Origin of the sequence: Brevundimonas sp., assembly GCF_041648115.1 — a bacterium.
Classification (GTDB): domain Bacteria; phylum Pseudomonadota; class Alphaproteobacteria; order Caulobacterales; family Caulobacteraceae; genus Brevundimonas.
Window position 1 is genome coordinate 48907 of sequence record NZ_JBAZPR010000013.1, and the last position, 12659, is coordinate 61565.

The window sequence follows — 12659 nt, forward strand, 5'->3', positions numbered from 1 at the left end:
TATCCCCCAAGGAAGCGATACAAGCGTCGGCGCTTATCGGATCGGCAGACCATAGATCAAGCCAGCCGGGCGCGCGTTCCATTGTGCGTTCAAACCGCGCGCCAGGTCGAGCGCCGATTGCGACCCCAGATTCCGCTCAAAAATCTCGCCGTAATTGCCGACCGCCCCGACGGCATCCCTGGCCCAGGTCTTGGACAAGCCCAGCATGGGTCCGAACTCGCCCTCGACGCCCAGCAAACGGCGCACGCGCGGGTCAGTCGCAGTCTTCGCCTGCGACTCGACATTGACCTCCGTGACCCCCAGCTCCTCGGCCAACATCAGGGCATTCAGGGTCCATCGCACCGTCGAAGCCCATCGTTCGTCGCCCGCCTTGACGACCGGTCCCAGCGGCTCCTTGGACACCACATCCGACAGGATCACATGTTCGTTGGGGTTGGTTAGAATGGTCCGCGCGGCGGCCAGGGCGGAGATGTCGGCGCTGAAGGCGTCGCAGTCTTCGCGGCCATAGGCGTCGCGCGCCGCCTCTTCGGTTTCGAAGACGACAGGCCGATATTCCACGCCGCGCGAGCGGAAATAATCGGCGGCGTTGGCTTGCGAGGTGGAGCCGGACTGCACGCACACCCGCGCCCCGTTCAGCTCGGTCGCGCTGTTCAGGTTCAGCGCGCGCCGAACTAGGAAGCCCTGGCCGTCATAATAGTTGATCCCGGCGAAGACGAACCCCTCGCCGGCGTCTCGGCTCATGGTCCAGGACGAGTTGCGCCACAGCACGTCAATCCGGCCGTCGTTCAGCGCCGCGAACCGATCCGACGCCGACAATGGCACGAACCGCACGGCATTGGCATCGCCCAGCACGGCTGCCGCCGTGGCGCGACAGAAGTCCACGTCGAATCCCCGCCACTGACCGCGATTGTCCGTATAGGCGAACCCGACCAGTCCCTGATGGACGCCGCAGTTCAGGCGTCCCCGCCGCTTGATCGCCGCCAGGGTCTGGCTTTCGGGGACGGCGCTTGGCGTGGTCGTGGTCGACGCAACAACTGTCTTCTCAGGCGTCGGATCGGCGTCCTGCCGCCCGCACGCGGCCGTCAGCAGCACCGCCGCCATCGCTCCGATCATCCAGCACCGCATCGCGTTTCAATCCCTCGCCGCTTGCGCCCCGCTGGCTTTAGAGGCCTTTAGGCCCCGATCCGCAACCCATCGGAAACGCCATGTCGCCGCATTCGGACCGCACCCGCCTGATCGCCGCCGCCACACGTCGAGGTCAGGGTCGTCGCGGCGTCAATCCACCCATCGAGCGCGCCTCGACCATGCTCAGCGACACTGCCGCCGTCATGCGCGACGAGACGGATGGTCCGACCTATGGCCTCAGCGGAACCAGCGCCGCCCGTGATCTTCGCCGCGCCCTGGCCGATCTGGAGGGCGCGAAGGATGCCTTTCTGGTCGCCTCCGGCCTGGCGGCCGTCACCGTTCCCCTGCTGGCCCTGCTACGGCCGGGCGACGAGGTGATCACCACGGACGCTGTCTATGGCCCGACACGCCGCTTCCTCAGCCGCTATCAGGCCGCGCGCGGCGTCACGACCCGGTTCCTTCCCGCCGACGCCGACGCGGCGGCCATCGTCGTCGCCTTGGGCGATCGAACGCGACTGGTGCTGATGGAATCGCCGTCATCCCTGACGTTCGAAATGGTCGATGTCGCCGCCGTGGCCCAAACCTGCCGAGCGCGAGGCGTCCTGACGGTGGTCGACAATACCTGGGCCGCCGGCCTGGCTTATCGCCCGCTGGCCCACGACGTGGATGTCAGCGTCCAGGCCGTCACCAAATACGTCGGCGGACACTCGGACGTGCTCATGGGCAGTATCGCCTCGAACGACCCCGCCTGCCTGCGCGCCATCGGCGACACCATCGAGGACCTGGGCTGGCATGTGTCGCCCGACGACGCCTGGCTGGCGCTGCGCGGCCTTCGGACCCTGCCGCTGCGCTATGCGGAACAGGCGCGGTCGGGGCTGACCGTCGCGGAATGGCTGCAAGCGCGGCCCGAGGTTTCCCGCGTCCTCTACCCGCCCCTGCCCGGCTCGACCGGCCACGACCTGTGGCGGCGGGATTTCACCGGTGCGGCGTCTCTGATGGGCGTGATCATGAAGGGCGGCGACAAGGCGGCGGGTGAGGCCCTCCTGAACGCCCTCAGCCTGTTCGGTCTCGGCTATTCCTGGGGCGGGTTCGAAAGTCTGATCACCCACGAGACCCATCAGATGCCCTATCGCGACCATCCGCCCGTGCTGGAGGGCGAACTGATCCGCATCCATGTCGGACTGGAAGACCCCGCCGACCTGATCGTCGATCTGGAACGGGGCCTCGCCGCCTTCACCGCCGCACTCACGGTTCCTTAAGCGACGCAAAGGACTGTGCGCCCGTGCGCGAACCGCCCGTTCAGATTCAGGATGATTCGCCGCCGCTGTGGGAACAGTGGGCGGCCGGTTTCGTCGTCTTCATGCTGACAGGCGCCCTGATCGCCCCCGTGATCGCGCCGACCCAGGTCGAGACGCCGATCCTGCGGTTCATCTGGTTGCCGGTCTATGCCGTCATCGCGGGCCTGATCGTCTTTCGGTTCGATAAGGTCATTCGCGCCTGGCCCGCCTGGCTGATGATGTTCGGCCTGGTCGCCCTGTGTTTCGTGTCGAAATACTGGTCGATCGACCCCGGCGTGACCGAGCGCCGCGTGATCGCCATGGCCATCAACAGCGCCTTCGCCATCTATCTGGGCGCCCGATTCCGCGACGACGCCCTGTCTCGCGTCCTGATGTACACCTGTCTGGTGATGGCTGTCGGCAGCCTTCTCATGGTGTTCGGCTATCCCAAGGTGGGCGTGCACCAGTTCGACAACGCCGGCCTTTGGCGCGGTCTCTGGTACGAGAAGAACCAGATGGGGCTGGTCATGGTGATCGGCGCCGTTTCGGCCGCCGCGACCCTGGCCGCCGATCATATCGCCGGACGCAGCAACCGTTTCTGGGTGTGCCTGCTGACGCTGGGCCTGACCACGCTCTTGGTGCTCGCCACCCAATCCAAGACATCGCTCCTTTGCTGGGGCCTGGGCCTTGGCATGGTCGGCGGCTGGTGGACGCTGAAACAGGGCGGCGCCGTGATCACGGTCGCCGGAATCTGGCTGGGCGTCATCACGGCGGCGGCGGCCACCTGGCTGTGGAACTCCGATTCCGCCGCCATCCTGGAAGCTCTCGGCAAGGATCCGTCCCTGACTGGGCGCACCCTGATCTGGGAAGCCTTGATGCGTAAGGTCGCCGAGCGTCCTTGGACCGGCTACGGCTTCAGCGCCTTCTGGGGCGTGGACTCCATTCCCGCTCGCGAAATCCGCATCGAGACCCAATGGCCCGTGCCGTCGGCCCACAACGGCTGGATCGACCTGCTGGTCCAGTTGGGCTGGCCCGGCGCGGTGGCGGTCGGCGCCGTCATGGCGATCTCGGCGATCCTGATCGTCGCGCGGCTGAACGGCCACGGCGCGCGCGAGGGCTATTGGAGCATCGCCTATCTGACCGTCTTCGCAGCGCTGAGCCTGTCGGAGAGCGTCCTGCTGACCCACGCCAACTTGCCTTGGATCCTGATGCTGGCGATCATGGCGCGCGCCGTGACCTTCGATCCTGCCCCTGTTCGTGCGCCGCTTGCTCGACCGGCCTCACGGGCCTACCAGACCCGCTCCCGAATCGCCTCAGACTATGTGAATGGCCGCCGACCTCTTCGCTTTTGATGACGAACCCGAAGCTCGCAAACCCGAGCCTCCCAAACCCGTGGCCGTGAAACCGCCCGAGGCGCCGCTCGCGCCTGCGCCATCCCCTGCCCCGACCGCAGCCGCTGCGCCGACGGCCGGCAGCGCCAACGCATATTCGGCCTCCTCCATTGAGGTGCTGGAGGGGCTGGAGCCCGTCCGCAAACGCCCCGGCATGTATATCGGCGGCACCGACGAGCGCGCCCTGCACCACCTGTTCGCCGAAGTCCTGGACAACGCCATGGACGAGGCGGTGGCCAAACACGCCAAGCTGATCACCGTGGATCTGGACGCCGAGGGCTATCTGTCGGTGCGTGACGACGGCCGCGGCATCCCGGTCGATCCGCACCCCAAACACCCCGGCAAGTCGGCGCTGGAAGTTGTCATGACCGTCCTACACTCAGGCGGCAAGTTCTCGGGCAAAGCCTATGAAACTTCAGGTGGTTTGCACGGCGTCGGCGTCTCGGTCGTCAACGCCCTGAGCGAAAACGTCGAGGTCACCGTCTGGCGCGACGGCTTCGAATGGAAACAGGCCTTCAGCCGCGGCGCCGTCTTGGCCCCGATCCAGCAGATCGGCCCGTCCAAGAAGCGCGGCACCCTGATCCGCTTCAAACCCGACGACGAAATCTTCGGCATGGGCGCGGCCTTCAAACCCGCCCGTCTGTTCCGTATGGCCCGCTCCAAGGCCTATCTGTTCCGTGGCGTGGAGATCCGGTGGACCTGCGCGCCCGAGCGGATCACCGACGCCACCCCGACCCAGGCCAGCCTGCACTTCCCCGGCGGCCTGGCCGACGCCTTGGTCGACCGGATTGGCGAACTGGACACCGTCACCCCCACCTTCGCCGGCCGCGCCGAGCGCCAGGGCGAGGCGGGCGCCTTCGAATGGGCCGTCACCTGGTCGCCCATCGGTTTCGGCGAATCCGACGGCTTCATCCAGTCCTACTGCAATACCGTCTCCACCCCCGACGGCGGCACGCACGAGGCCGGCTTCCGCGCCGCCCTGGTCAAGGGTCTGAAATCCTACGGCGAACTGACCAATGAGAAGCGCGCCGCCATCATCACGGCCGAAGACGTCATCGCCAATGCCGGCGCCCTGATCAGCGTCTTCATCCGCAATCCCGAGTTCCAGGGCCAGACCAAGGACCGCCTGTCTTCGCCCGAGGGCACGCGCATCGTGGAGCAGCTGCTCCGCGACCCGCTGGATCACTGGCTGACCGAGAGCCCCAAACAGGCCAACGCCCTGCTCGGCTTCGTCGTGGATCGCGCCGAGGATCGTCTGCGCCGTCGCAAGGACAAGGAGGTCCAGCGCGCCGCCGCCACACGCAAGCTGCGCCTGCCGGGCAAGCTGTCCGACTGCAGCCGTCAGTCAGCTCAGGGCACCGAACTCTTCATCGTCGAAGGCGATTCGGCCGGCGGCTCGGCCAAACAGGCGCGCGACCGCACGACCCAGGCTATCCTGCCCCTGCGCGGCAAGATCCTGAACGTCGCCTCGGCCACAGCGGACAAGCTGCGCCAGAACGTCGAACTGTCCGATCTGGCGCTCGCCATGGGCGTCCAGCCGGGCAATCGTTTCAACATCGACGACCTGCGATACGAGCGGATCGTCATCATGACCGACGCCGACGTGGACGGCGCTCACATCGCGGCCCTGCTGATCACCTTCTTCTACCGCGTCATGCCCGAGACCATCCGCCAAGGCAGGGTCTTCATGGCCCTGCCGCCGCTGTACCGGATTTCGGCTGGCCCCTTGAGCGAATACGCTCGCGACGACGCCCACCGCGACGAACTGATGGCCACAATCTTCAAGGGCAAGAAGACCGAGATCGGCCGCTTCAAGGGCCTGGGCGAAATGATGGCCTCCCAGCTCAAGGAGACCACCATGGATCCCAGGAAGCGGACCCTGGCCCGGATCACCGTGCCGGACGCCGAGACCGACATCGAGGACCTGGTCGAACGCCTGATGGGCAAGCGCGCCGACGCCCGTTTCCAGTTCATTCAGGAAAACGCGCAGTTCGTGAAAGAAGAACTCGACGTCTGAGGCCCTCGCGGCCCTTCCACCGAACGACGCCGCCTGACAAAAGGGGGCATGCAGACGCCCGCCCCCTCCTCCGCCGTGCTCGACGAACTGAAGGCCGCGCTGGGGCCGGGCGGCTGGACCCAGGATCCCGACGTCATCGCGCCGTCGCTGACCGAATGGCGCAACCGCTGGACCGGCAATACGCCGATCCTGCTGACCCCGCGTTCGGTGGAGGAAACGGCGAAGGCCGTGACGATCTGCGCGCGCGAAGGCGTCGCCATCACGCCTCATGGCGGAGGCACGGGCCTGGTCGGCGGCCAGATTCCCTTCGGCGAAGTCCTGCTGTCCACCCGCAAGATGCGAGCCGTCCGCGACGTGACCCCGCTGGACGACGCCATGACGGTCGAGGCCGGCCTGACCCTGTTGGAAGCCCAGCAGGCGGCGACGGCGGCGGGCCGCTATTTTCCGCTCAGCCTTGCGGCCGAAGGATCGGCCACCATCGGCGGCGTCATATCGACCAACGCCGGCGGCACCCAGGTTCTGCGCTACGGCATGATGCGCGATCTGGTGCTGGGCCTTGAGGCCGTCATGCCCAACGGCGAAATCTTCCGTGGCCTGAAGCGTCTGCGCAAGGACAACACCGGCTACGACCTGAAACAGCTGCTGATCGGCGCCGAGGGCACCTTGGGCGTCGTCACCGCCGCCACCCTGAAACTGTTCCCGATCATGCGTTCGCGCGCCGTCGCGATCGTCGGCTTGGAAACCGCCGCCGCCTCGGTCGAACTGCTGGCCCGCGCCAAGGCCGAGACCGGTGGCGGGGTAGAGGCCTTCGAGCTGATGAAGAGGCTGGGCATGGCGTTGGTGCTCAAGAATATCCCCGATACCCGTGAGCCGCTGGACTCGACGCCGGACTGGTACGTCCTGATCGAGATCGCCTCGGGCACACCCGGCGGCGCCGAGGCCCAGATGGAAGCCCTGCTGGAAGTCGCCTTCGAGGAAGGCCTGATCACCGACGCGGCTATCGCCCAGAACGACACCCAGCGCGCCGCCTTCTGGCGCCTGCGTGAGGAGCATTCGGCGGCGCTGAAGCCCGAAGGCGGCGGCTGGAAACACGATGTTTCCGTCCCCATCAGCCGCATCGCCGAATTCATCGACGAGGCTTCCGCCGCCGTCGAACGCTTCCACCCCGGCGCCCGCATCTCGGTCTTCGGTCACGTCGGCGACGGCAACCTGCATTACGACATCCTGCCGGGCGTCGGTCAGGACATCCCCGCCTTCATCGGTCGCTGGAAGGAAGGCTCCCAAGTCGTTCACGACGTTGTGGGATCCTACGACGGTTCGATCTCGGCCGAGCACGGCCTGGGCAGGCTCAAGACCGAAGAGGTCAAGCGCTACAAATCCCCCGTTGAGATCGAAACCATGGCCGCCATCCGCCGCGCCATCGACCCCAAACGGATCATGAACCCGGCCGTTCTGTTCTGACCTAGATTCGTCTGGTCATGTTGGCCGCAAGGGCCGCCTTCAGGTGATCGGCGCGCGCTTGAGAGAGCTGCCCCTGCATGCCCCGCGCCGTCGGCGCGAGATGTGCGCCAGGCGTCTTTCCTGCGTCGAAGACGAAGGCGTCGAACATGCTGCGCCACGCCTCACGTTGTTCAGGCGGCAAATCCCGAACCCCCAGCATGGCGTGGATCAGCGCTTCCATCGGTCGAAGCTGAGCCGGAGCCGTGTTCCACCAATAGTTCACCAGCATGGCGAAACTGTCGAACGACTGGACGTGGTGCCACCACATATAGGGAATGTAGAGCGCGTCGCCGGGCTCAAGATCAGCAGTTTCGGCTTCAGCCCAGGCCTGATGGAAGTTTGGAAATCGCTCGTGATCCGGTGCGTCCAGCCTGACCATGCTGGTCAGCGGGCCGGCCAGTGTCCGCTCAAAAGGGCCAAGATACAGATTGGCGGTTTGGCTTGGCGGAAAGAAGGTGAAGCGCCGTCGTCCAGCCACTGCACAGGCGACATTGTCGTTCATGTCGTGATGCGTCTGGACGACGGCGGCGTTGCCGATCCACAGACGCGCCACGGCCGCATGTACCGGCACAGGCGGAGGATTGGCGGCGCTGAAACCGGGAGCCGCGGCCGATTCGGCCAAGGACTGGGCGGCCATAGACGGCGGTCGCTCCGTTCCTTCCAAATCCAGAAGCCGCTGAAACAGCGTCGTCAGCGGCATCGGCAGGGTTTCGAAATTCGTCCCCGTCAGCGTCTCGTCGTAGAAGAACAGCCCCGCCTGATCGTATGGCGTGCTGAGCACAGGCGCCGGCTGCGGGCCGGTAAACGGCGCAAGATAGTCAGCCAATGCCCTTCCGCCCGCCTTGCCCGCCTTTACTGCGGGCCAATGATCAACCACGCCTCGCATGATCGTAGGCCGGCCCGCAGGCCGTATCTCGCGTTCGAAGATGTCCGCGTCGACATCGTGGAACTCGCGGGTCCGTCGCTCGGGCAAGGGGATTGTCATCGGTCGAGGTTAATCCGTTTTCTGCATGGTCGCGAGACAAAGCAGCACGGTTCAAATCCATGCTGAAGCGGCCTATGTGAGCGGCGCTGCAACGGAGCCACCAAATTGCTGATCGTTCTCTCTCCCGCCAAACGGCTCGACTTCACCGAGGCCGATCCGGCGATCCCCGGCACTGAACGTCGATTCGTGGAGGATACCGCAAGCCTGGCGACGACCGCACGGCGTCAGACAAAGGCCGATCTTCGCCGCCTGATGGGGATTTCTGACGACTTGGCGACGCTGAACGTCGCCCGCTTCAAGGCCTTTGATTCCGAATCGACCGATGGCGTCCAGGCCGCCTTCGCCTTCGCAGGCGATGTTTACGAGGGACTGAAAGCGCGCGAACTCGACGCCAAGGCGCTCGCCTATGCCCAGGATCATCTGCGCATCCTGTCGGGCTTCTACGGCCTGCTGCGTCCGCTGGACCGGATTCAACCCTATCGTCTGGAGATGGGCACGCGGCTGAAGACCCGGCGCGGGTCCAGCCTCTACGACTTCTGGGGCGAGCGGATCTCCAAACAGTTGAACGCCGACGCCGAAGGTCAATCAGACCCGACGCTGGTGAACCTCGCCAGCCAGGAATATTTTGGCGCCGTGGACGCCAAGGCGCTGAAGCTGCCGATCGTCACGCCGCAGTTTCGCGAGGAGAAGAATGGCGAGAGCCGCATCATCTCCTTCTTCGCCAAGAAGGCGCGCGGCGCCATGGCGCGCTTCGCCATCGACGAACGTGTGGAACGTGTTGCCGACCTGAAGGCTTTCGACCGCGACGGCTACGCTTTCGATAAGGCCGCCTCGACCGACAATGAGTGGATATTCATCAGATCGGGAAATTCTTGATCCCGACCGCATCCTGCCGCTAATCTCTCGCTGACGAACCAAGGGGCAGACCCATGTCGCAACAGCCTAATGCATCCTCGGGAGTTGACGGCGAGACGCCGACGCTCCGCAGTATCGGCGATCTGACGGGTCAGGTCTCGGTCATCACCGGATCGACCTCGGGCATCGGCCTTGCCTTGGCGCGGGCTGTAGCGGCGGGCGGTGGCGATGTGGTCCTGAACGGCTTGGGCGATCCCGCTGAGATAGAGCAAACGCGCGCCGAGCTGGAAGCCTCGTCCGGGGCTCGGGTTCGCTACCATCACGCCGACATGACGCGCGGCGAAGAGATCGCAGACATGGTCGCCTTCGCCCACAGCGAGCTCGGCCGTCTGGATATTCTGGTCAACAACGCCGGCATCCAACACGTCGAATCGGTCGAGAAATTCCCCACCGACCAGTGGGAGAAGATCATCGCCATCAATCTGTCCTCGGCCTTCTACGCCACCCGCGCCGCGATCCCGATCATGAAGGCGCAAGGGCGTGGCCGGATTGTCAACATGGCCTCGGCCCACGGCCTGGTTGCCAGCCCGTTCAAGTCCGCCTATGTCGCGGCCAAGCACGGCGTCATCGGCTTCACCAAGACGGTGGCGCTGGAACTGGCGCGGGACAACATCACCTGCAACGCCATCTGCCCCGGCTTCGTCGAGACGCCGATCGTGACCAAACAGATCGCAGACCAGGCTCGCACCCGCAACATGACCGAGGAGCAGGTGCTGACCGACGTCATCCTGGCGGCCCAGCCGACCAAGCGATTCGTGACGACCGACGAACTGACCGGGATCTTCCTCTATCTGGTCAGCGATCTCGGCGCCTCGGCGAATGGCACCAGCTTCTCCATAGACGGCGGCTGGACCGCTCAATAAATCTTGAATCGGGGCGGGCATGGCGATCTTCAAACGCAAGACCGCCCAACCGGCGGAAGGTCTTCCCGCTCCCACGGGCCGTCGCCCCGTCTGCCTCGCGCTTCAGGGCGGCGGCGCGCACGGCGCCTTTCAATGGGGCGTGCTGGATCGACTGCTGGAAGACGACCGACTGGATGTCCGTGCGGTGTCCGGCGTGTCGGCCGGCGCCATGAACGGCGCGGCGCTGGTCTCCGGCCTCGCGACTGGCGACGCCCGTGCGGCGCTGGACAAGCTGTGGCGCGAGGTGAACCAGTCCGGTGGCCGAAACGTCTTTGGCGACAGCGCGATGTGGAACGCCGCCCAACCGCCCGACTGGATCAAGGACAACCCCTTCTGGCGCGCCGGCGAGACGCTGGCGATGTCCATGAGCCCCTATGAATTCAACCCGCTGAACCACAATCCTCTGAAACGGGTGCTGAAGGCGGCTGTCGATTTCGGTGCGGTCCAGGCTTCGGACATCAAACTGTTTGTCGCCGCCACAGCCGTTCGTCAGGGCCGGACGCGCCTCTTCGAGACGGGCGAGATCAACGCTGATGTCCTGATGGCCTCCGCCTGCCTGCCCCACCTGTTCCAGGCGGTCGAGATCGACGGAGAGCCCTATTGGGACGGCGGCTATCTGACCAATCCGCCGCTCTGGCCCCTGACCGGCGAAGACACGCCAGACGATGTGCTGCTGGTGACGCTGAACCCGCTGGCCCGCAATGAGACGCCTCGCAGCGCCGGGGACATCGTGGATCGGCTGAACGAGATCGTCTTCAACGCACCCTTGGTCGCCGAACTTCGCGCCATCGCCCTGGCCGGCGAGATGATCGCGCACGGTCAGCTCAAGGGCGGGGGCTCGGGACCCTATCGGCATGTTCGACTACACGCCATCGAGGCGGACGGCTGGCTGTCGGACCTGTCGCTGCGGTCAAAGTTCAATACCGAATGGAGCTTCCTCAACGACCTGAAGGCGCGCGGCCGGGCCGCCGCTGACGACTGGCTTCAGACCTGTCTGCCGAGCGTCGGCCATCAGTCCAGCGTCGACCTCCAGGCCCGGTTCGGTTAGCCGACGAAGCCTGCGGCCCGTCTCAGCCGATCATTGATCGCCTCGCCCAATCCCGTCATCGGGATCGGCGAAACGGCGATCCCGACAGGATGCGTCCGATCAGCCTCACGCAACAGCCGAAACAGGTTTGCCGCCGCTTCTCGAAGGTCGCCAGACGGACTCAGGCTCCAGCGCGGATCGCCGACACCGGCGCCAAATCCCAGCAGGATTTCGCCGCTCTTCGCCTCATGCGCCTCTATCCTGACCGGGGCGTCCGGCGCGTAATGCAGAGCCAACCGGCCGGGCGAGCGATGCCCCTCCCCGCTGTCCGCCAACGGACCGACGAGAACCTCGATCTCTGACCGGGTGACAGCGCCCGGCCGCAGCAGGGCGACACGTCCGCCCAGAACCGACACGACCGTGCTCTCCAGCCCGACTTGGCAATGGCCGCCATCGACCGCGGCGGCGACCGCGAAGCCGGTTTCGTCCACCGCATCGGCGAACGTCGTCGGGCTGGGCCGTCCCGAGCGATTGGCCGACGGCGCCACGACGGGGCCGCCGAACGCCGCCAACACCGCTCTCGCCATCGGATGGGCCGGCACGCGGATCGCTACGCTGTCCAACCCGGCGCGGGCCAGATCGCAGACCCGTGTGGCGTCCCGAACAGGCGTGACGAGCGTCAATGGACCGGGCCAGAAAGCCTCGGCCAGGGCGCGAGCGGCCGGACCGAATTCTCCGATGGCCGCCGCTGCATCCGCATCGACAACGTGGGAAATCAGCGGATTAAACCTCGGCCGTCCTTTGGCCGCGAAGATGGCCGCAACCGCCTGGGCGTTGCCCGCATCGGCGCCCAGCCCATAGACGGTCTCGGTCGGTAGCAGGATCAGATCGCCGTTCGCCAGCGCCTGCGCCGTCTGAGCCGGGGTCTCGCTCACGGTCGACGGGGGATGATCGGGATCATCCGGTGCAGCACATTATCACGGTCTATGAACTGATGCTTCAGCGCCGCCAGAACATGCAGGGCGATCAGGACATAAAGGCCCTTCACCGCCAGCCCATGCAGCCCCATCAGACTGCGTGCCGCATCGCGTCCGCCACCGATGGGCAGAAGAGGCCAAGAGAACAGGCCGAACCATTCGATCGCACGCCCGCCGGCGGAAGACGCCAGCCAGCCGGTCAGCGGAATGACGATCAGCGCCAGATAAAACAGCACATGGCTGATCCGCGCGGCGATCCGCTGCCAGCGCGGCAAACCCGATGGCAAGGGAATGGCCGGATGGGCCATACGCCATCCGATCCGCGCCAGGGTCAGCGTCAGGATCGTCAGGCCCAGCGACTTGTGCAGCATCACGAACTGGCCTGAGATCGGCCCTTCCGTATTCTCATGCGCCGTGATCAGCAGCACCTGGATCAGGACCGCCAAGGCGATGCCCCAGTGAAACAGCAGGGAAACGGTCGAATATCGATTACGGGGCTCGCCCATCTCTTCCCTTCCGTGACGGCACTAGGTCACCTTGCAC

General features: G+C 65.8%; 11 protein-coding genes. 7 read left to right on the forward strand and 4 right to left on the reverse strand.

Annotated elements, in window-relative coordinates; all coding sequences use genetic code 11:
- Positions 1-33: 33 nt before the first annotated feature.
- Positions 34-1125, reverse strand: a complete 1092-nt coding sequence (locus WC597_RS12865; RefSeq protein WP_372693749.1) for an amino acid ABC transporter substrate-binding protein — start codon at positions 1123-1125, stop codon at positions 34-36.
- An 80-nt stretch (positions 1126-1205) separates the two neighbouring features.
- Here WC597_RS12865 and metC point away from each other — a divergent pair, with 80 nt between their 5' ends.
- Genes metC through WC597_RS12885 form a run of 4 tightly spaced genes read left to right on the forward strand, consistent with a single transcriptional unit; the run spans position 1206 to position 7271 of the window.
- Positions 1206-2384, forward strand: a complete 1179-nt coding sequence (gene metC, locus WC597_RS12870; protein ID WP_372693751.1) for a cystathionine beta-lyase — start codon at positions 1206-1208, stop codon at positions 2382-2384.
- A 23-nt stretch (positions 2385-2407) separates the two neighbouring features.
- On the forward strand, positions 2408-3754 hold the full coding sequence (locus WC597_RS12875) for an O-antigen ligase family protein (RefSeq protein WP_372693753.1): 1347 nt from the start codon (positions 2408-2410) through the stop codon (positions 3752-3754).
- Positions 3729-5810 carry a DNA topoisomerase IV subunit B gene (locus WC597_RS12880; protein ID WP_372693755.1) on the forward strand — a complete coding sequence of 694 codons (2082 nt, stop codon included), beginning with the start codon at positions 3729-3731 and terminating at the stop codon, positions 5808-5810. Before WC597_RS12875 ends, WC597_RS12880 begins: the two co-directional genes overlap by 26 nt.
- Before the next feature lie 48 nt (positions 5811-5858).
- A complete protein-coding gene (locus WC597_RS12885) occupies positions 5859-7271 on the forward strand; it encodes an FAD-binding oxidoreductase (RefSeq protein WP_372693757.1) in 1413 nt (470 codons plus the stop codon).
- A 1-nt stretch (position 7272) separates the two neighbouring features.
- Here WC597_RS12885 and WC597_RS12890 read toward each other — a convergent pair whose 3' ends face one another.
- The gene (locus tag WC597_RS12890; protein ID WP_372693759.1) at positions 7273-8295 is read right to left on the reverse strand and encodes a cupin-like domain-containing protein; all 1023 of its coding nucleotides are present in this window, start codon (positions 8293-8295) and stop codon (positions 7273-7275) included.
- A gap of 105 nt (positions 8296-8400) precedes the next feature.
- On the opposite strand from WC597_RS12890, the gene yaaA reads away from it, so the two are divergent.
- From yaaA to WC597_RS12905, 3 genes are read left to right on the forward strand one after another with little or no spacing between them, the layout of a single operon-like run.
- A complete protein-coding gene (yaaA, locus tag WC597_RS12895; RefSeq protein ID WP_372693761.1) occupies positions 8401-9171 on the forward strand; it encodes a peroxide stress protein YaaA in 771 nt (256 codons plus the stop codon).
- A 53-nt stretch (positions 9172-9224) separates the two neighbouring features.
- The gene (locus WC597_RS12900; RefSeq protein WP_372693762.1) at positions 9225-10073 is read left to right on the forward strand and encodes a 3-hydroxybutyrate dehydrogenase; all 849 of its coding nucleotides are present in this window, start codon (positions 9225-9227) and stop codon (positions 10071-10073) included.
- A 19-nt stretch (positions 10074-10092) separates the two neighbouring features.
- Positions 10093-11160 (forward strand): patatin-like phospholipase family protein, encoded by a 1068-nt coding sequence (locus tag WC597_RS12905; RefSeq protein WP_372693764.1) that lies wholly within the window; start codon positions 10093-10095, stop codon positions 11158-11160.
- On the opposite strand, the gene WC597_RS12910 is transcribed toward WC597_RS12905, so the two are convergent.
- Both WC597_RS12910 and WC597_RS12915 read right to left on the reverse strand, forming a co-directional pair.
- Positions 11157-12074, reverse strand: a complete 918-nt coding sequence (locus tag WC597_RS12910; protein WP_372693766.1) for an L-threonylcarbamoyladenylate synthase — start codon at positions 12072-12074, stop codon at positions 11157-11159. The two genes, WC597_RS12905 and WC597_RS12910, sit on opposite strands and share 4 nt — an antisense overlap.
- Positions 12071-12622: a cytochrome b gene (locus WC597_RS12915; protein ID WP_372693768.1), complete on the reverse strand. Its 552-nt coding sequence runs from the start codon at positions 12620-12622 to the stop codon at positions 12071-12073. The genes WC597_RS12910 and WC597_RS12915 overlap by 4 nt, the downstream gene beginning before the upstream one ends.
- Positions 12623-12659 lie beyond the last annotated feature (37 nt).

What these genes read in the sequence shown, in the direction of transcription:
- WC597_RS12865 (WP_372693749.1), bottom strand. Translation starts at nt 1,125, where the DNA reads ATGCGGTGCTGGATGATCGGAGCGATGGCGGCGGTGCTGCTGACGGCC.
- metC (WP_372693751.1), top strand. Translation starts at nt 1,206, where the DNA reads ATGTCGCCGCATTCGGACCGCACCCGCCTGATCGCCGCCGCCACACGT.
- WC597_RS12880 (WP_372693755.1), top strand. Translation starts at nt 3,729, where the DNA reads ATGGCCGCCGACCTCTTCGCTTTTGATGACGAACCCGAAGCTCGCAAA.
- WC597_RS12885 (WP_372693757.1), top strand. Translation starts at nt 5,859, where the DNA reads ATGCAGACGCCCGCCCCCTCCTCCGCCGTGCTCGACGAACTGAAGGCC.
- WC597_RS12890 (WP_372693759.1), bottom strand. Translation starts at nt 8,295, where the DNA reads ATGACAATCCCCTTGCCCGAGCGACGGACCCGCGAGTTCCACGATGTC.
- WC597_RS12900 (WP_372693762.1), top strand. Translation starts at nt 9,225, where the DNA reads ATGTCGCAACAGCCTAATGCATCCTCGGGAGTTGACGGCGAGACGCCG.
- WC597_RS12905 (WP_372693764.1), top strand. Translation starts at nt 10,093, where the DNA reads ATGGCGATCTTCAAACGCAAGACCGCCCAACCGGCGGAAGGTCTTCCC.
- WC597_RS12915 (WP_372693768.1), bottom strand. Translation starts at nt 12,622, where the DNA reads ATGGGCGAGCCCCGTAATCGATATTCGACCGTTTCCCTGCTGTTTCAC.